Raw genomic sequence first — 20,229 nt, 5'->3', positions numbered from 1 at the left:
CTTTTAGACTTCAAGTCCGAAAAATGACTATAACAATTCCTTTGTTCCCTTAAACGTCCATTTCAATGGGTGTTAATACCGCCAACTCGTCAAATCCACACCTTTGGGTGCAGTTTTCTTCATATCTTCTGTCCATTTTGGAATAAACATTCGGTGGTAACGTAGGCGACTGATGTAGTTTGGTTGGGTGTGGTCGCCGTTCCAGCAATGTTCGGCACGGTCACCGTAATCTACTTCACCTTCGTAGGCTGGGCTGTTGAGGTTTTTCAATTCAGCTTCGGCCAAATATACGGCATTATTCAGATAAAAATTATCCATGTCTCCGCAGTAGATTCTGATTTTTCCACGCCATTTATCGCCATATTTTGGCCAATCACGCTTCAGAATATAAGTCAAATCGTAGTTTTCTTTCCAATATTCAGCTACTTTTTTGTCAATGACACCCGTTTTTTTATCCCAAATGGGTTGTGGATAGCCGTCTTTTCCAACAGGCGAATACACCGCCTCCCAAATATCCCATTGCTGCCCACCTCTCGAATTAGTGCCGAGAGCCAACTCTCGCATATTCATATCTTTCAATGTTGCCGAAAGTTGCCCCAAATAATCACGATGCCCAGGGCGTGGCGTTTGCTTAAATTGGCTATCGTAGAAATAAGCGTTCTTGTCTTCATATATATTCACAGTCGTAAAAGCCCTAAAATCAATTGGGTCGGGGCAAGCTGCATAGCAACCGCCATACTCATTGGGGTATTTTACTTGCACAGCCAACGCTTCCCAACCACCCGTTGAACCACCATAAGTAAATCTCGCCCAACCTTCACCAATTCCCCTAAATTGCTTTTCTATGTATGGAATCAACTCGTAAGTAATGGCATCACCATACGGCCCAATGCTTTCCGAATTTACGGCATACGAATCATCGTAGTAGGGACAAGCATGTTGAATTTCGATAGCCAAAACTCTTGGAAAATTTGGACCAGTCCACATTTTATAAAAATCGTAGGCTTCCTGCTGTACTATTTTTTCATAACCATAAATTTTGAAGCGTGAATTATAATTATTTGGTAAATTTTCGTCGGGCGGAGTTGTACGAAAACCATCAAAATCGCTCGGGAAATGTCCATGAAAAACAGCTAATGGATATTTTACATCTTTGTGTTCGTCGAAACCTTCGGGTAGCAAAATATGAGCCCCTAAATACATCGGTCTGCCCCAAAATTCCGTCAAAAGTTTACTCTGAATCTTAATGTGTTTGATGTATTTGGTATCTTTTGGTTCTTCGATTGGCGGAATCGTTTGGTCGAGATTGATAACAAAATTTTGAACTGATTTTGGATTTATCGTAATTTTTATGGGTTTTGAATAGATATTGCCTGGTGCCAAATTCCACTGTTGACCTTCGCCTCTATCCATTGGGAGTTTTACTATTTTTCCGTCTTTTCGCTTGAAAGTTTCGTATTTATGTAGTAAAACTTGTACATAATATTCGCCCGCAGGAATATCTTTTAGGGCTTGAATCGGATAACCAAAAGTATTTGCCGAAGTCATCGTTTTGGGCATTGCCGAAGACCAATTATCTAAATTTAGACCAAAAATCAATTGCGTATCGTGTCCATCAATTACCTGAAAACGTGGTTCGGATTTATCGTTTTTAGCCAACATCAGCAATAAACGCCCATCAAGCGAACCAGATGCAGGAAATTTTACCGAAAAATTGGTCTGAGCCAACGAAATTGAAGTAATAAAAAGTAAGGCGATGAAGTAAGTTTTTTTCATGAGTTTTGAAGGTTGTTTTCCAAAGATACAATTTTCATAGTCAAAATAAATAATCATTCCCGAAGAAATTTTTACCGCATAATTTGTCCCTTTTACCTCATTTTTATTTCTACGTGCCACCTTTGGGAGCTTGTAGTCGTCTATCAATTTAATAGCAGCATATTCACACTTATACTGCTCCGATTTTTCCTCTAAAAAATTAACACCATGTTTAGAAAAGGTTTATCATTTGTTGGCATTTTGCTAACCTCTATTTTTATTTTTCAATCGTGTAAAACCGATGAAGTAACCACCGCAAAAACACCTACAATTACAGCCCTTACTTGTTCGGCAACTACGTTTTCGGCAACTGCTACGAGTGGGACCTCTTACACGGCCACAGCCTCTGTGCCTTACACAGGCGGCAATGGCATTGAATATTCAGCAGGTACAGCCATTGCTTCATCGGGCGTAACGGGGCTGACTGCAACACTTTCGGCAGGAACTTTGGCAACAGGAAGCGGAACTGCAAGTTTTGTAATAACAGGCACACCCGCAACTGCTGGAACCGCCAATTTTTCAATAGATTTAGGTGGGCAAAACTGTACATTATCATTGCCCGTGGCAGTTTCTAATGCCAGCATTTCGACCCTAACGTGTATAGTTGCACCAGCTATTGGCACAAACGGAACTGCCTATACAGGTACTGTTACGATGGCTTATACAGGAGGAAATGGCGGAACTTATGGCATTTCGACGGCATCTTCCACTGGCGTAGAAGGTTTAACGGCAACGGTTGCCGCAGGAACATTGGCCAATGGTGCAGGAAATCTTATTTATACAATTTCGGGCACGCCAACATCGTCGGGTACTGCCACTTTTAATCTAAGTTTGGGCGGAAAAAGCTGTACAGTTACGCTTGCCATTGCCGCTGGAACAACAGGAACGGCAACGGCGGCCAAAGATACGGTTGTAATTGCATATTCGGGTACGAGTGCTGCCATCAATAATCCTTATTCGAGTTCGGGTGTGGCTGTGGCAGTAAGTGGAGCAGATGTAACCGTTACTTCGACCAATACTACGAAGGAAATCGTTTATTTATTATCGGGAACAGCCACCAAAGGAAGTTTCAAAATTTATAGTGAATACCGATTTAATATCACGATGAAAGGTGTGAGCCTTACAAATTCTGCAGGACCAGCAATCAATATTCAGTCGAGCAAGAAAGGTACGATTAATATTTTGGCTGGAACAACCAATAATTTGACCGATGGAGCAACCTATGCAACGAGCAAAGAAGACCAAAAAGGTACGTTTTTTAGCGAAGGTCAATTGAGTTTTATGGGAACGGGAACGCTGAATGTAACGGGGCTTAATAAACATGCCATCGTGGCCGATGATTATATCGCAATCAGTGAAGCAAATATTGTTATAAAATCGGCCGTAAGTGATGGTATTCATGCCAATGATTACTTTCAAATGGATAATGGAACAGTGAATATTACTTCATCAAGCGATGGTATAGTAGCCGAAGAAGGTTATGTAGCAATCAATGGTGGAACAATAAGCATCAATAGTGTTGATGATGGAATCGTAGCTCCTTACGAAGGGACAGATGCCACAATTACACCTTATGTATTAATAAAAGGTGGTAAAATAAGCGTTACTACAACAGGTGATAAAGGAAATGCCATTAAGAGCGAAAGTTACATGACAATCGGCACGGCTGATGCAGTTACCTTGACGGTATCGGGTAAAGGCTCGAAAGGCATAAAAACTGGTGGAGATTTTACGCTCACATCGGGAACTATAAAAATTACAACAACTGGGGCGGCATACTACGATACTGCCGATGCCGACGTGGCAGCACCTGCGGGTATTAACTGCGATAAAAACTTAGCAATCAGAGGTGGAAACTTGACAATAGCAAGTACAGGCATCGGTGCAAAGGGAATCAATATTGATGGAACGGCAACTGTGAGTGGCGGTACGACCAATATTACGGCATCGGGAGCAAAATATACATACAGCAGCACAATGACCAGTGAAGCCAAAGGCTTTAAGAGCGATGGTGAATTTATTATGAATAACGGCGACCTTACTATTTCGGCAACTGATGATGGTGTGAAATCAAATAAATCTATTACCGTAAACGATGGGACAATTCTTGTAACGAAATCTTATGAAGGCATGGAGTCTATCATTATCAATATCAATGGAGGTCTTACTAACCTGACTGCAAGCAACGATGGCATCAATACATCTTATGGAACAGTTTCGGGCGGAACAGAATCGAACGATAATAGCCAGTTTAATATGAATGGTGGGGTGCTAATCGTGGCGGGGTCTGATGCCATAGATAGTAACGGTAACTTTACGATGAAAGGTGGAACACTCATTGCCAATGGCAACGAAAGCATTGATATTAATGGAAATTTCTTGGTAAATGGTGGAACTGTGGTTTCGGGTGGACCAAACTCAAATATGACAAAATCTATGGGTGCAGCCTCAACGCAAGTGAGTATGTTTATCAAGTCGAGTGCTTCGGTGGCTGCTACTTCATTGATACACATAGAGGATGCTTCGGGTAAAGACTTGGCCACATTCAAACCTCGAATCGCTACAAGTATTATACATTTTTCAAACCCAAGTTTGGCTAAAAGCACCGCTTACAAAATTTACTTCGGTGGCACATACACAGGCGGTAGTTTTGTAGGTGGGTCATCGGGCTGGGGGCTTTATACTGGTGGAACTTACTCAAATACTGGTGCTACGCTAAAATCTTCGCCAACTACTTCGGGGTCGGCAACGGTCAATGCCTTGACTTTCTAAAAGATGATAGAATTTTAACAAAAACCGACATGAGCCTTACTTGTGTCGGTTTTTTGTTAGCCCCGTTTTAAAGTTTTTCAAACGCCAAATTTTCCTATTCACTTTCTTTTTTTGATAATAAAATCAGAAAAGGGTTAATTTTGTTTTTTCTCTAAATACCAACAAGATGATTAAAAATCCTGCAATACAACGATTTATTTGGGGCTTTTCGTTGTTGGTGGCTGTTTTTGTAAACTTCCCGTTTATCGCATTGCAATTGCCTCATTTGTCTATCGGGCAAAAGCCTCCACATCCCAATCAATTTCATGCTCATAAGCCGCCCATGCTGGAAAGTCAAAAAATGGCAGGTTTGGATATTTTCTTGCAAATTTTCTTGTGTTTTTTATTTGCCATTATCATGATTGAGGTATTCCGTCAGTATTTTCTGGGCAAAAAATCTAAGCAAATTTGGTATTTCTTATTGCTACTTGTGGTATTTATTACTTCGTTGGGCGGGCTTAATTTTTTCGTAATTGGGATTCATGCGAGTATGATGTTTGTTACGGTCGCCATTCGTGGGGTTCTGATTTTAGGAATAGCTTATGTTTTTAGCAAGTTTTTAGTCGAAAATGAACAAAAAAGTGAGATTTTACTCGAAAACGAACACCTCAAAAATGAAAACCTATTGGTTCAACTATCTGCATTAAAAAACCAACTGAATCCTCACTTTTTATTCAACTCGCTCAATACCCTCAGTTGGCTGATTAATGAAGACAAGGAAAAAAGTCAGCGATATTTACAAAAACTTTCGCAGGTTTTGCGGTATTCATTGAGCATGCAAGAGCAGTCGTTGGTACCGCTGAAAGAAGAACTCGCTCTGCTCGAAAACTATATTTTTCTGTTACAGATAAGATTTGGCGATAACCTGAAAATAGTCAGAAATATCGGAGATATTCCCTTCAAAATTCCGCCGCTTTCGTTGCAATTGCTCATCGAAAATGTCATTAAACATAACGTTATTTCTACGGCTTCGCCGATGAAAATTTGGGTTGAAATGAATGAAAACAAGAAAACAATTATTGTTAAAAATACGCTCAATCGCAAGATAAATTCGGAAGGAACTGGCATTGGTTTAGTCAATCTCAACGAACGATTCAAGATTTTGGCAAGCCAAGAGGTAGAAATTGAGCAAAATGAAAAAGAGTTTACGGTGATTTTACCTTTAATCTGATGAAAATACTAATCATAGAAGACGAGTCAGCAGCATCGAACCAATTAAAATTTTTATTAAATCAACTAAACATAAGTTGTGAAATTCTGGCAATTATCGAAACTGTCGAGGAGGCGATAAAATGGTTTACGACAAACGAAAGCCCTGATTTGATATTTTCGGATATTCAGTTGGCCGATGGCATTTCTTTTGAAATTTATGAGCAAGTAAAAATCAATGCACCTATCATTTTTATTACTGCCTTTGATGAGTTTGCCATTCGAGCCTTCAAGCTCAATAGTGTTGATTATATTCTAAAACCACTTGATGCCGATTCATTGCGTTTTGCCATCGAAAAGTTTAATAATCAAACTTTAGTCAAACAAGAAACCCTCAATGAGTTGATTAAACAGCAGGTCTTTTCACCAAAAAGCTATCGAAAAAGTTTTTTAGTGCGGTATCGAGATAAACTTTTACCCATCAAATCAAGTGAATTTGCTTACTTTTTCATAGAAAATGGCTTAGTTTTCGGTCAATTATTCGATAGCAGAAAGTTTATCCTTGATTTCAAACTTGAAGACCTTGAAAACCAACTCGACCCGCACGAATTTATAAGAGCCAATAGGCAATTTATTCTTTCGAGAGAAAGTATTCTTGAGATTGAACCTTATATCAATAGCAGAGTTTTGGTTAAAACCCGCCCTACATCGCCTTACGAAGCCATAATCAGTAAAGAGAAAGTTACACCATTCAAAAAATGGTTTGAAGAAAGATGATTTAAACTACCGACAAAATTTCGACGGTTCGACGTATCGACGGTTCGACGTATCGACGGTTCACCTCTCATTTTTTCCTTTTCACTTTCAAAGTCTTCTTTTTACCCCACCTAATTTTGAGTTTCAACGTCTATAATATCAGTACTAAATATTATAAACTGATAAATTTTATGAAATTCAAAAACGCATTTTTGAGCCTTACAATTAGTGCAGCCTTAACGATTATTGCTTGTGAAAAAACTGAAGTGGCCAGTACCACAACTACCACTGCAACCGTAACGGCAATCAATTGTTCGGCAGCTACTTTTTCAGCCACACCAACAGCCAGCACCGCATTTACAGGCACAGCCACAGTGCCTTATACAGGTGGAAACGGTGCCGCTTATTCGGCAGGTTCGGGTATTGCTTCCACTGGTGTAACAGGTCTGACAGCAACTTTGGCAGCAGGAACATTGGCTTCGGGAGCTGGTTCGGTAACTTTTGCCATTACAGGTACACCTTCGGCGGCTGGTACTGCTACTTTTGCTGTTACAGTTGGTGGACAATCGTGTAGTTTTTCGATGACGGTTTCGGCGGCAAGCACTGGTACAGGCACAAGCACAAGCACTTCCGCTTGGGCTATCGAAACAGACATGGATGCTATTGTTAAAGCAGCAGAAGCTTTTAAAGCTACCTTATCTTCAACTCAAGTAGCAGCATTGCAATATACCTACACAAAAGCCCACGCCCAAAAGTGGTCAAACTTCCCAGAATCTATTTATAAAGGTAGAGTTGGCTTGCAAACATCCACTTTATCGACTACTCAAAAAGCTGCATTTTTGGCTCTTTTGAAAGTATCGACAAGCACAACTGCCAATGAAGGCTACGAAGAATACACGGGTATTTTAGATGCTGATGATTATCTCGGAGCAAATGGCGGTGGAAGTGGCTATGGTTCGGGTAATTATTACATCGGATTTTTGGGAACACCAAGCACAACGGGTTTATGGTGTTTACAAATTGGCGGACATCACGGAACAAATATATTTACTTATAGCGGTGGCAAAATGACTGGTGGAACGCCAAATTTCCGCTCAACTGAGCCATATCCAACTTGGACATCGATCAATACTGGTAAAACCGTACAGCCATTGGTACAAGAAACCGCTACTTTTGCCAATTTCTTAAAAAGTTTAAGTTCGACAGAATTAACAACGGCCAAACGTGCATCAGCTCAAAATGACTTGATTGCTGGGCCACAAAAAGATGCCGCTTTTCCGTCAACTAAAACAGGTGTAAAAGCAGGAAATCTTACTTCTGCCCAAAAAGATTTATTGATGCTTGCCATTAAAACATGGGTAGATGAACTCGACGACAAAGCCGCCGCCGCAGTTTTGGCTAAATACAAATCAGAACTTGATGAAACCTACGTATCGTATTATGGAAGCACAACAATGGCAACACAAGGCGATTATATTTTGATTGATGGCCCAAGTGTTTGGATTGAGTGGTCGATGCAGGGTGGAATTGTTATCCGAAATAGTGTTCACCCACACGCTGTTTGGAGAGATAGAAAATCGGATTACGGTGCAAATTGATTTGAGAGAGTTAAATTGAAGATAAAAAATAGGGTTGTACGTAGAGACGTTGCATGCAACGTCTCTAACTCGTAATAATTTTTTAAAAAGCAATGAATCGAATCAAAATAATAATTTTAGTAGTATCAATAGTTACTTTTTGTGAGAGAGAAGTGATAGCCCACCCAATGCCCAGCTCGATGGTCATTTTGAAGATTCACGAAAAAAATATTTCGGGCGAAATTCAATTGCCTTTGGGTGAGTTACAGTCGGCTATTGGAATGGGCGTAAATGATAATTCTGAGCGTTTAATAGAACGTTTGGGAGATTCTCTAAGAATTTATCTGCTAAAACATATCCGACCACGCACTTTTGATGGGAAATTATGGAATGTTCGACTTGGAGAAATGCAAGTGAATGAAACAAAAAACGAACTTTCGGGCGAATACAAAGAACTCGTAATAGCTTTTTCGATGACTCCACCGCAACACTATGACCTCCGAAATTTTTACTTCGATTATGACGTAATCTTGCATCAAGTGGCGAGTCACAAGGCACTTATTGCCATCAAACAAGATTGGCAACAAGGCATCATGCACGAAGACGGTACGCCGTCCGACATCACCATGCAACAAGTGGGCGTAATAGAATGGGACGTTGTGAATAATAAACTCAATCCGTTTCAGATTAGCCTTCAACAAGGCAGTGTTTGGATGGGCTTTAAAAGCATGGTTTCGCTCGGAACTAAACATATTTCGGAAGGAACAGACCATTTATTGTTTCTTTTAGTGCTTTTACTGCCCATTCCGTTGGTGGTTAATCAAAAAAAATGGGCTTCGGCTCGCTCGGTTCGAGAAAGCTTGTTGCATATCTTCAAAGTTGTTACAGCTTTTACAATTGGACATTCAGTCACGCTTTTGCTTGGGGCTTTAGGTTGGGTTTTTCTGCCAAGCAAACCTATCGAAGTACTGATTGGAGTATCCATTTTGGTATCGGCAATTCATGCTATCAAACCTTTTTTTCCCAACAAAGAAACGCACATTGCTCTTGGTTTTGGTTTGATTCATGGCCTTGCGTTCGCTTATACTTTGCAAGATTTGAATCTCAGTACGAGTAAAATGGCCTTGAGTATTTTGGGGTTCAATATCGGCATCGAACTTATGCAACTGGCTGTGATTGTAGCCGTGATTCCGTGGTTACTTTTGCTTAGTCGAACCTCATTTTATACAGTTTTTAGAGTATTTGGGGCAATTTTGGCAGGATTAGCAGCTATCGGATGGATTATCGAACGACTTTCCGAAACACCAAATTTTATTACAATAGCAATAGAAAAAGCTGCTAATTATGCAGTTTGGTTGCTGGGTATTTTGATGATAGTTTCAGTGATTACCTATTTTTTCAAGAATAAAAAAGTGATTTGATAGAGGCATAAATATTATTTTAGAAAACTTTTACTAAGTCTTTCTATCAATAAAAGTTTTTAAAATGCGATGTAGCATCTAATTTTGTAAGCTAAGACTCACTTCATCTCAAATACAAACCAATGAATTTTTTTAAATTTATTTTATTTTTCTTCACAACTTCAACTGCATTTGCTCATCTCGGAAGTATAGTAGGTAAGATTACCGATGCTCAAACAAAACTACCCATCAGAGGGGCAAGTGTTAGTCTCGTCGGGCAAAATCGAGGAGTAGTCACCGATGAATCAGGCTATTTTCAAATCAATAATCTTTCACCAGCTCCTTATAAAATTGAAGTGTCATTTATGGGTTATGTTGCTCAAAATCAAATGGTTATCGTAAAAGAAGACGAAGCCAGTACGGTTGAGTTTACATTGAAAAATGCCGAATTTTCGCTCGAAGAAGTGAAAGTTTCGGCCGCAAATCCACAGCATCAACAGCTCATTTCAAGTTTGGATATTAAACTCAGAACCATCAATAATTCGCAAGAAGTGTTACGAATTGTGCCAGGTTTGGTAATTGGCCAACATGCTGGCGGAGGTAAAGCCGAACAGATTTTTTTACGTGGTTTTGATATTGACCATGGCACGGATATTAACTTAACTGCCGATGGCGTGCCAATCAATATGGTTTCGCACGCACACGGACAAGGCTATGCCGATGCTCACTTTATCATTCCCGAATTGATTGATGGCGTAGATTTCAAAAAGGGACTTTATGATGCCGATAAAGGAAATTTTAGCACAGCAGGTTGGGCAAATTTCCGTACGAAAAAAGTTTTAGAGCAAAATTTTGCCAAAGTTGAAGTCGGACAGTTTAATACGTATCGTTTGGTGGGTGCTGCTAATATTTTAGGCAAAAAAGCCCAAGATAAGAACCAAAATGCTTATTTAGCAGGTGAATATAATTATTCGGATGCGTATTTCGATGCTCCACAGGCTTTCAATCGTTTAAACTTACTGGGGAAATATCATGGGCATATCACCAAAAATACAAGTTTAACTTTCACCGCTTCAACCTTTTGGAGTAAATGGAATGCTTCGGGACAAATTCCCGACCGTGCCGTTGAGTCTGGACAAATCGGTTTCTACGGAGCAATCGACCCAAATGAAGGTGGACAAACGAGCCGAACCAATGCCAATGCTGAGTTTTTGACTTTAACCAAAAGAAACCACGTTTGGAAAAACCAAGTTTTTTATTCAAACTATAATTTTGAGCTGTTTTCAAACTTTACTTTTTTCTTGGAAGACTCCATCAATGGCGACCAAATTAAGCAAAAAGAAGGCAGAAATTTGTGGGGATATAACTCAAATTATTCGATTGCTCACGGTTTAGGGACAAAACAAGCAACTTTAAATATTGGCGTAAATTATCGACACGATCTAACCAAGGATTCGGAACTTTCGCACACAAAAGACAAAACAACATTACTCGAAAGTATCAAGCTGGGCGATGTAAACGAAGCAAACGTTGGTGCATACATTGATGAAACAATTCAGCTAAGTCCAAAATTGTCGCTCACGGCTGGTCTTCGATTCGATTATTTCAATAATCAATACCTTGATAAATTACAGAATAATACAATTTTCAAAGCCAATGCTTCTATTGTTTCTCCAAAACTGAATTTGTATTATACCAAGAATCAAAACTTGCAGTTTTATCTGAATCTCGGTAAAGGATTTCACTCAAACGATACTCGTGCGGTTGTCGAACAAAACGGTTTGGAGATTTTACCAGCCGCTTACGGTTCAGATTTAGGTACAATTTGGAAACCTTTCCCGAAAATGGTTATTAATGCAGCTTATTGGTATTTGTGGCTTAATCAAGAGTTTGTGTATGTAGGCGATGCGGGCGTAGTTGAGCCTTCTGGACAATCAAAAAGAACAGGTTTTGATGTGTCGATGCGTTATCAACTAACAAAAAACTTATTTTTTGATGCTGATGTAAATTATGCAAAGCCAAGAGCCATCGGAGAAACCGAAGGCCAAAACCTCATACCTTTAGCCGTAAAATGGACAAGTATTGGTGGGTTAACGTTTAAAAATTATAAAGGATTTAGTGGAAGTTTACGCTACCGTTATGTAGGAGATAGACCAGCCAACGAAGACAATAGTATCGTAGCAAAAGGCTATTTTATCAGTGATGCTCTATTGAACTATACCAAGAATCGTTATTCAGTCGGACTTTCAATGCAAAATATTTTTAATACAAAATGGAAAGAAACCCAATTTGCTACCGAAAGCCGTTTACAGAATGAGTTAAACTCAGTCGAAGAAATTCATTTCACTCCAGGCACTCCATTTAATGCTAAGTTGAGCTTTAGTGTGAGTTTTTGATTTATTTTGGGTGGGGGAACAATTCGCTCAGTCACCCAAAAGGTTATACTTTCAACTTTATCGGTATCCAAACTTCTTCTTCCGAATCGGGGCTTTCGTTTTTATAGTTTTCACCCAAAAGTTCAAAATGTTCTCGGTTGTCAATCTGATAGTCAGAATTTGGTAACCAAACGCCAAAAATGTATTGAAATGTTCGTTGAAAGTCCAACGAAGAACCTTTGTGCGTGAATACTGCATAAAGTCCACCTTTGAGCGTATAACTTTCCATATTTTCTGGAATTTGCTCAAAATCAGTCACTTCCACGGCTGCCCATTTTGTAAAATTATCGTTGGGGTTAAAGTTCTGAAAATCAAAAAAGCTATTGTAAATCTGCATCGAGTAAAGTTCCGAGCCAATATTATTGGTAATTTCTTTGCGTCTGGGCATAAAACTTCGCCATAATTCGCCTGTTCTGTTATTTACATAACTCATTTCAAGCTTTTTGCCGATGAGTTTTTTTTGTTCTAAGTTTCTTAGAATTGGAGCATTCATGAATGAAAATTGATATTTTTTATCAAATTAAATGGAAGTTTTTTCTTAAACGTAAATAAACGCCTTTTCATTGGCACATTCTTTTATCTCGTCTCAATTTTTGTTTGATAGGTAAAAAAGCAAAAATATAAAACTTGTATTGTTTATTCTATTTTGTCTACTTTTTGCTCCGAAAACTTCAAATAATACTATTTTTTCTTGATACAGCACAGTACAGTACAGGATAGTGCTTTCCTGAGAAGTTTTAATATTTGTATAATATCAAGGAATAATATCCTTATATGAATAACCATTCTATTTTCAACCTAAAACATTAATCAAATGAGACAAAGATTTACTTTGTACAAAACAAAACGCTATGCGAGTATTTTCTCGCTGATGCTGGGTTTGTTTTGTACTTCATTTGCTTTTGCCCAACAGGTCAAGGGCAAAGTGACTGGCCAAAATGGCGAAGCATTGGTGGGGGTGAGTGTAACTATCAAAGGTATCAATCGAGGTACACAGTCTGATGCCGATGGTAGCTACAAATTAGAGGTACCAAACAACTCAACTTTAGTATTCAGCTTTGTGGGTTATACGGCCAATGAGGTTGTTTATACTGGACAAAAAGAAATAAATGTTTCTTTGAGCCTTGATGATAAATTATTGAGTGAAATCGTTGTTGTTGGCTACGGTAGCCAGTTAAAGAAGAATGTTACAGGAGCCGTGCAGACAATTGGATCGAAAGAAATAAAAGATATTCCTGTATCGCAAGTTACACAAAAGCTACAAGGGCAGTTGGCTGGCGTACAAATCAATCAGACTACAGGTAAACCAGGGCAGGGGATGAGCGTCAGAATTCGTGGACAACTATCGGTTTCGGCTGGTAGCGACCCACTTTATGTCATTGATGGTTTCCCTATTACGGGTGATATTGGAGCAATGAACCCAGATGAAATTGAAGATATTTCTATCTTGAAAGATGCTTCTTCTACATCATTATACGGTTCTCGTGCGGCTAATGGTGTTGTTTTGATTACAACCAAAAAAGGTAAATCTAATGGTACAAATGTAAGCTTTAATACTTTTGTTGGTATGCAAGAAGTACCAGATAGAGGATTAATACAAATGCTTACGGCCGAAGAATTTGCACAATTTAAGAAAGAATACTACGAAGATGCCAAACAACCTGTTCCTGCCGAGTTCCAAAATCCTTCACAATATGCAGGAAAAGATAATAACTGGTATAAGGCATTATTGAGAAAAGCACCTCTACAAAGTTATAATTTGACGGTTACGTCTAATAAAGAACGTTCACGAACATCATTTGTTGGTGGGGTTTTCAATCAGCAGGGGGTTGTACTAAATAATGAGTACAAAAGATATTCGTTAAGAATGAACTCAGAATATGATATTTCTGATAAAGTAACGGTTGGTTTTAATGTTGCTCCACAGTATGTTTTTGATAATACGCCACGTACTGATGGTGACCGTGGAACGGGTATTTTGTTTAATGCCTTACACACTTGGCCAGTAATGCCGATTTATGAAGCAGATGGAAAAACGTTGACTTTATTCAATAGATTCCCTGCCAGTACAGGAAATATCTTTGCCTATCCTAACTGGGTAAGAGCCGCTAACGAATTAGTTAACGAAACTACAACAACCAATTTGCTCACAAATGCTTTTATTCAGTATCGTCCAATCAAAGATTTGGTATTGAAATCTACTTTCAACGTAGAAATGTTGCGTTCTAAGTTTTTCTTCTTTAATCCATCAACTGCAACAAGTGCAATCAATGTGGCCATTCCAACAACAGCCGTTTCTATTCGTCAGAATGTTGAAAACCTCACTTGGTTGAATGAAAACTTAGCTACTTACACAAAAAGTGTCGGCGACCATAATTTTGAACTCTTAGGTGGTTTTTCTCAACAAAAATTTACACAAGAAAGCACAAGAATTCAGGCAGATACTTATGCTGATGACCGCCTCCCAACTGTACAAGGAGCTATCAATATCAGCCGTGGTGGTACAAATACAGGTGTTCAAGAGTGGGCATTGACTTCACTTTTATCAAGATTAACCTATAATTTCAGAGGTAAATATTTATTTACAGCGGCTGTTCGTCGTGACGGTTCTTCTCGTTTTGGTTCAAATAACCGTTGGGGTACTTTCCCATCGTTTTCGGCAGGGTGGGTTATTTCTGATGAAGATTTCATGAAATCAATGCCAAAAGTATCATTTGCTAAATTAAGAGCAAGTTATGGTGTAATTGGCAATAATAATATCGGTAACTATACTCCTTACGCTTTGGTAAATAATACTGTGAATGCTGTATTTGGTAGTACTGTTGCTCCAGGTGCAGTTGTTTCAACCTTAGCAAATAGCAATTTAGGTTGGGAGACTACTAAACAAGTGGACGTTGGTTTAGATTTAGGTTTTCTAAACGACCGTATCACCTTTATTTATGATTATTACACAAAACGTACAACCAACTTATTGTATAGCGTTCAAATTGCTCAAGAAGCTGGTTTTGGTAACTTTAATGATAATATCGGAGAAATTAAGTTTTGGGGTCATGAATTTGCTTTGAATACAAAAAATACAACTGGTAAGTTTAAATGGAGTACCAACGCCAATATCTCATTCAATCGTAATAAAGTAATAGCATTAGCCGATGGTATCGACCGTGTTTATGGAACTTTCCATATCACTCAGGTAGGCAAACCTTTCGGACAATTCTATGGACATATCTCGCAAGGAGTTTACAAAAATGCCGAAGATTTAAAGAGTTCGCCACAAGTTCCTGGCCGTTCGGTAGTTGGAAGTATTAAATTAACCGACCAAAACGGTGATGGTATCATTACGAATGGAGGAGACTTTGATGATAGAGTAATCATGGGTAATCCTTTCCCAACGTTTACGTATGGTATCACCAATAATTTCACTTATGGCAATTTTGATGCGAGTATCGTTGGGTCGGGCTCACAAGGCAATCAGTTGTTGGTTCGTCATATTTATAGTACTGCTAACCTTGATGGTGTATTCAATATGGTTGCCGAAGTAAAATACCGTTTCCGTTCGGAAGCAAATCCAGGTAAAGGAATGTATGGAACAACCGTTGGCGGTGGAAACGTAACAGGTATCGAAAGAGACTGGATGAACAGCCGTTTTATTGCTGATGCTTCATTCTTCACCATCAAAAACGTAACAGTTGGTTATACAATTCCGAAGAGTAATAAAATATTCAAGTCAGCTCGTGTTTATGCTTCCGTACAACAGCTTTATGTATTTACAAAATACTGGGGCGGGCCAAATCCAGAAACATCGGCACAAGCCGATGGAAATGGAAACGGTGGTAACTTAAGTCAAGGTATTGATTTATCGAACTATCCAGTTCCAAGAACTTATACTGTTGGTATAAACTTGAACTTTTAATTAACGAAATTACTATAAGATAATGAAAAAGATAACAACAACAGCACTGTTTATGTTTTTGGGCTTAATGAGTTGTGATAAAGACTTTTTAACAGTTGTCCCAGAAACGAATCTCAGTACGGCCATATTCTTTACAAAAGAAGCTGACTTTCAGCAAGCAGTCAATGCCAACTATGTGCCTTTACGGGCAATCGTCAACGACCGTGCTTGGCTTTTAGGCGAAATGCACTCTGACAACGCCTATTATTACAGAAATATCCTTTTTGGAGCAACCGAGCAGCAAGAAGATATTGCCGATTTTGCAATACCTACCGCTAATGGTGTTACATCTAATACGCACGTGCTGAATCAGTATCGTCTTGATTATCAAATAATTGCACGTGCCAATCAAATTTTGGCTTCGATTGATGCCGTTGATTTTAATGCAGAATCGAAGAATAACCTGAAAGGCCAAGCTCAGTTTTTGAGAGCTTATGCCTATTTTGAATTAGTTCAGTACTTTGGTAAAGTGCCTTTACACCTTACTCCTGTAACGAATCGTCAAGAAGCAGCATTGCCACTGGCGAGCGTTGATGAAGTTTATGCACAAATTATTAAAGATGCTACTGCGGCCATTACTGGTTTATTCCCAAAATCAAAACAAGAAGCAGGTAGAGTTACCTCAGGAACTGCAAGAATGTTATTGGCAAATGTTTATATGGTACAGAAAAAATGGGCAGATGCTGAAAAACTATTGAAAGAAATAGTGGCAAGTAATGAGTATAAGTTGATGCCCGATTTTAATGACGCTTTCTCGACAAATACTGGTAACAAAAACAATGCAGAGTCTATTTTTGAAGTGCAGTTTTTGGAAGGAGCGGCAGGCCTAAACGGAGCCATTATGTATAATTATATGCCACGCCCAATGAGTCCTGACGAATTGAAGCCAATTTCTGGTACTTCAAATCCGCAGCCACTCACTGGCGAAGGAAACGGAGCTCCAACTCCTGACCTCATAGCTTCGTTTGAGAAAGGTGATAAACGATTAGATGGCACAATTGCCTATGTAACGATTTCGGGAAGTTTAAGAGCAGATAAAAGATTCCCTTATAACAGAAAGTTTGCGAAGACACACTCGTTGCATGGCAATACGGGAAATAATTTTCCGATTTATCGTTACGCAGAAACGTTGTTGTATTTAGCAGAAGCTTTAACTGAGCAAGGTAAAATGTCAGAAGCATTACCAATCTTGAATCAAGTACGTAGTCGTGCTGGCTTACCTGCTGCAACTGCAACAGCACAGGCAGCTTTACGAACACAAATTTATCAAGACCGCAGAAGCGAACTGGCTTTTGAAAATAAACGTTGGTTTGACCTTGTTCGTACGGGTACAGCCGTTGAAGTTATTACGGCGTATGGCAATCGAGTAAAAGCAAATCCTGTGGCTTATTATTATCCAGAAGGTGCAGTGCCGAGAAGTAATGCTTTTACTAATATTAGTGTATTATATGGACTACCAGCTGATGAGGCCGCTTTATCGCCATATTTTTAATTTTTTTTAATAATACTTTTTTTCGCTGTATATTGTAAGTGAATTTCTACTCGACAATATACAGCGAATATTTAGAGACGAAATTACACTATTCGACCATAAATATTTAACCCTTACTTTATCATGTTTTCTACAAAAAACACCATTAAACTGGGACTTGGAATAGTCGCAATCGCAACGGCTGCTTCATTTACGCTACTAAATGAACCTAACCTATCGGCAATAACCGTAGGCGACCCAAAACTCGACAAGCTAAAATATCCAGCAGGATTTAAAGCTGAACACCTTTTTAGCCCATCTGAAAACAAAATAGGTTCTTGGGTTTCGATGACATTCGATGACAAAGGTCGAATGATTTGTTCAGACCAATACGGAAAACTATTTCGCTTAAAAATGCCCGCAGTTGACGGTAAAATAGCTGCATCTGATGTTGAAAAGTTAAAAGTTGGACCTGCTACCGATACAATGGGTATGGGCTATGCACATGGCTTGCTCTATGCGTTCAATAGCCTTTACGTAATGATAAATAATAGTAAGGGTAATAAGATTTTTACTAAAAAAAGTGGATTGTATCGTCTTCAAGATACCGATAACGATGACCAATTTGATAAAGTTACTTTACTAAAAGAACTTGTAGGCGATGGCGAACACGGCCCTCATAGCATCGTGCTTTCACCTGACAAAAAATCGCTTTATGTAATAAACGGAAACCACACCGATGTGCCACCTTTAGATTCATACAGACTGCCATCTAATTGGAAAGAAGACAACTTATTTCCACTCATAAAAGACCCACGTGGACACGCCAACGACCGCATGGCCCCAGGAGGTTGGATTGCAAACCTTGACCCCGAAGGTAAAAAATGGGAGCTTGTGAGTGCGGGTTATAGAAATGCCTTCGATATGGCTTTTGATGCCAACGGCGATTTGTTTGTCTATGATGCCGATATGGAATGGGATTTTGGCTTGCCGTGGTATCGCCCAACTCGTATTACGCACGCAACGAGTGCCTCAGAATTTGGTTGGAGAACAGGAAACAGCAAATGGTCGCCAACGTTTCCTGATAATCTTCCTCCTGTTATTAACATCGGACAAGGTTCGCCAACCAATTTATTACATTTGAAAGATGCTAAATTTCCTGCAAAATATAAAAATACTCTCTTGGCTTTCGACTGGACTTTTGGTGTAATGCACGCCATTCATCTCAAGCCTGCGGGTTCGAGTTTTTCGGGTGAAAGAGAAGAGTTTTTATCGGGTATTCCACTTCCATTGACCGATGGTGCAATTGGTCCAGATGGTGCTTTATATTTCCTAACAGGCGGTCGTCGCTTAGATTGTGATTTATACCGTGTTTCTTATGTGGGTAACGAAAGCACAGCTCCAATTGCTGCCGCTCCTATCAATTCAGCCAATGCTCTGCGTAGAAGTTTGGAGAAATTCCATACTGGCGGACCAAATCCTGCGGCGGTAGCTACGGCTTGGCCTCAGTTAAAAAGTCCAGATAGATTCATTCGTTATGCCGCACGTTTGGCTTTAGAGCACCAACCAGTTGCACAATGGCAAGATTTAGCTTTGAAAGAAAAAGACCCGGTTGCTCTTACGCAATCATTGATTTCATTGATTCGTATGGGTGACGGTTCTAAGAAAAATGAAATTGTAAACGCACTTTTGGGCGTAAACTTCAAGGCTCTACAGCAATCTCAACAATTAGATTTATTAAGAGCCTTTGAATTGGCGTTCTTGCGTATGGGACAGCCTGACGCAACACTCAAAACCAAAGTAATTGCCTATCTAAACCCACTTTATCCAGCTAATACTGCTCACTTAAATCGCTCATTGAGTAAACTATTGATTTACTTAGATGCCCCAGAAGCAGTTGCAAAAACAATGGCTTTGATGGATGTTAAAACTGAGCCAGGAAGCGATGCTCTGAATATTGAAACGGCTACTGCTTCAAGTGATTTGATTTTGAGAAACCCTCAATATGGAAAGGATATTGCCGCAATGTTGGCCAATTTGCCACCAGCTCAGCACACGTATTATGCAGTAATGTTGAGTCTGGCAAAAGAAGGTTGGACTCCCGAGCTTCAAGACAAGTATTTTAAATGGTATTACAAAGCTTTTGAATACAAAGGCGGAAACAGTTATATCGGTTTCTTGGATAGGTCGTTGAAATTGGCCTTGAAAAATGTCCCTGATAGCAAAAGATCCTATTTTGAAAAATTGGCTGGGGCAGAACGCTTGAGTAAAAACGGCAATGATTTTATCTCATTAACCGCACCAAAAGGCCCAGGAAGAAACTGGAGAATGGAAAATGCTCTTCCAATCATCGAAAAAGGATTAGTAGATAGAGATTTTGATAATGGTAAAGCCATGTATGCTGCAACTACCTGCAAAATGTGTCATTCGATGAAAGGTGATGGTGGAGCGATTGGGCCAGATTTAAGTCAATTATATACCCGTTTCTCTTCAAAAGATATGTTGGAGTCAATCATTATGCCTGATAAAACGGTTTCTGACCAATATGCGGCTACTTATTATAGTTTGAAAAATGGTAGCTCAATTGTAGGGCGTTTGGTCAATGAAGACAAAACTGCTTATTATATTTCTCAAAATCCTTACGCTCCAAATGAGTTGGAGAAAGTTTTGAAAAAGAATGTGATTTCTTCAAAACCATCGGCTGCATCAATCATGTTTGGTGGTTTGATAAATAGTTTGAATGAAGAAGAATTGAAAGATTTGATGGCATATTTGATGTCGGGAGGAAGTGAAAGTAATGCCATGTTTAAACAAAAAAAATAAGTAGAGAGTAGATTTGATTAAGTTTAATATGCTTGTTTGAAGG

The 20,229-nt window shown here is 39.2% G+C and carries 11 protein-coding genes; 9 read left to right on the top strand and 2 right to left on the bottom strand.

The window, feature by feature from the left end; all coding sequences use genetic code 11:
* Window positions 1-72: 72 nt before the first annotated feature.
* Entirely contained in the window at window positions 73-1,776 is a 1,704-nt protein-coding gene (locus tag A6M55_RS11005; protein ID WP_064197655.1) for an alpha/beta hydrolase-fold protein, read from the bottom strand.
* Window positions 1,777-1,983: 207 nt separating this feature from the next.
* Between A6M55_RS11005 and A6M55_RS11000 the strand changes: the two genes are divergently transcribed.
* From A6M55_RS11000 to A6M55_RS10975, 6 genes are all read left to right on the top strand, one after another.
* The gene (locus tag A6M55_RS11000) at window positions 1,984-4,587 is read left to right on the top strand and encodes a carbohydrate-binding domain-containing protein (RefSeq protein ID WP_064197632.1); all 2,604 of its coding nucleotides are present in this window, start codon (window positions 1,984-1,986) and stop codon (window positions 4,585-4,587) included.
* Between the two features lie 166 nt (window positions 4,588-4,753).
* Entirely contained in the window at window positions 4,754-5,797 is a 1,044-nt protein-coding gene (locus A6M55_RS10995; RefSeq protein ID WP_064197631.1) for a sensor histidine kinase, read from the top strand.
* The gene (locus A6M55_RS10990) at window positions 5,797-6,552 is read left to right on the top strand and encodes a LytTR family DNA-binding domain-containing protein (RefSeq protein WP_064197630.1); all 756 of its coding nucleotides are present in this window, start codon (window positions 5,797-5,799) and stop codon (window positions 6,550-6,552) included. Before A6M55_RS10995 ends, A6M55_RS10990 begins: the two co-directional genes overlap by 1 nt.
* A gap of 170 nt (window positions 6,553-6,722) precedes the next feature.
* Window positions 6,723-8,129 (top strand): DUF3500 domain-containing protein, encoded by a 1,407-nt coding sequence (locus tag A6M55_RS10985; protein WP_064197629.1) that lies wholly within the window; start codon window positions 6,723-6,725, stop codon window positions 8,127-8,129.
* A 92-nt stretch (window positions 8,130-8,221) separates the two neighbouring features.
* Window positions 8,222-9,529, top strand: coding sequence for a HupE/UreJ family protein (locus tag A6M55_RS10980; RefSeq protein ID WP_064197628.1), 1,308 nt, complete (start codon window positions 8,222-8,224; stop codon window positions 9,527-9,529).
* Between the two features lie 122 nt (window positions 9,530-9,651).
* A complete protein-coding gene (locus A6M55_RS10975) occupies window positions 9,652-11,904 on the top strand; it encodes a TonB-dependent receptor (protein ID WP_064197627.1) in 2,253 nt (750 codons plus the stop codon).
* Window positions 11,905-11,947: 43 nt separating this feature from the next.
* Here the strand turns inward: A6M55_RS10975 and A6M55_RS10970 are convergent, their stop codons facing one another.
* On the bottom strand, window positions 11,948-12,436 hold the full coding sequence (locus A6M55_RS10970; protein WP_064197626.1) for a GyrI-like domain-containing protein: 489 nt from the start codon (window positions 12,434-12,436) through the stop codon (window positions 11,948-11,950).
* Between the two features lie 378 nt (window positions 12,437-12,814).
* On the opposite strand from A6M55_RS10970, the gene A6M55_RS10965 reads away from it, so the two are divergent.
* The 3 genes from A6M55_RS10965 (at window position 12,815) to A6M55_RS10955 (ending at window position 20,186) form a co-directional block, all read left to right on the top strand.
* A complete protein-coding gene (locus A6M55_RS10965) occupies window positions 12,815-15,853 on the top strand; it encodes a TonB-dependent receptor (protein ID WP_229235513.1) in 3,039 nt (1,012 codons plus the stop codon).
* Between the two features lie 22 nt (window positions 15,854-15,875).
* Complete coding sequence (locus tag A6M55_RS10960; RefSeq protein ID WP_064197624.1) at window positions 15,876-17,384, top strand: RagB/SusD family nutrient uptake outer membrane protein; 1,509 nt, start codon at window positions 15,876-15,878, stop codon at window positions 17,382-17,384.
* Between the two features lie 123 nt (window positions 17,385-17,507).
* Window positions 17,508-20,186: a c-type cytochrome gene (locus tag A6M55_RS10955; protein ID WP_064197623.1), complete on the top strand. Its 2,679-nt coding sequence runs from the start codon at window positions 17,508-17,510 to the stop codon at window positions 20,184-20,186.
* The last annotated feature ends 43 nt before the right edge of the window (window positions 20,187-20,229 follow it).

Source organism: Emticicia sp. MM (assembly GCF_001649495.1).
This window is presented reverse-complemented; position numbering and strand designations above follow the sequence as displayed.

Bases quoted from the DNA above. Each gene is read 5' to 3' on its own strand.
- A6M55_RS11005 (WP_064197655.1), bottom strand. From the start codon at position 1,776: ATGAAAAAAACTTACTTCATCGCCTTACTTTTTATTACTTCAATTTCG.
- A6M55_RS11000 (WP_064197632.1), top strand. From the start codon at position 1,984: ATGTTTAGAAAAGGTTTATCATTTGTTGGCATTTTGCTAACCTCTATT.
- A6M55_RS10995 (WP_064197631.1), top strand. From the start codon at position 4,754: ATGATTAAAAATCCTGCAATACAACGATTTATTTGGGGCTTTTCGTTG.
- A6M55_RS10990 (WP_064197630.1), top strand. From the start codon at position 5,797: ATGAAAATACTAATCATAGAAGACGAGTCAGCAGCATCGAACCAATTA.
- A6M55_RS10985 (WP_064197629.1), top strand. From the start codon at position 6,723: ATGAAATTCAAAAACGCATTTTTGAGCCTTACAATTAGTGCAGCCTTA.
- A6M55_RS10980 (WP_064197628.1), top strand. From the start codon at position 8,222: ATGAATCGAATCAAAATAATAATTTTAGTAGTATCAATAGTTACTTTT.
- A6M55_RS10975 (WP_064197627.1), top strand. From the start codon at position 9,652: ATGAATTTTTTTAAATTTATTTTATTTTTCTTCACAACTTCAACTGCA.
- A6M55_RS10970 (WP_064197626.1), bottom strand. From the start codon at position 12,436: ATGAATGCTCCAATTCTAAGAAACTTAGAACAAAAAAAACTCATCGGC.
- A6M55_RS10965 (WP_229235513.1), top strand. From the start codon at position 12,815: ATGCTGGGTTTGTTTTGTACTTCATTTGCTTTTGCCCAACAGGTCAAG.
- A6M55_RS10960 (WP_064197624.1), top strand. From the start codon at position 15,876: ATGAAAAAGATAACAACAACAGCACTGTTTATGTTTTTGGGCTTAATG.
- A6M55_RS10955 (WP_064197623.1), top strand. From the start codon at position 17,508: ATGTTTTCTACAAAAAACACCATTAAACTGGGACTTGGAATAGTCGCA.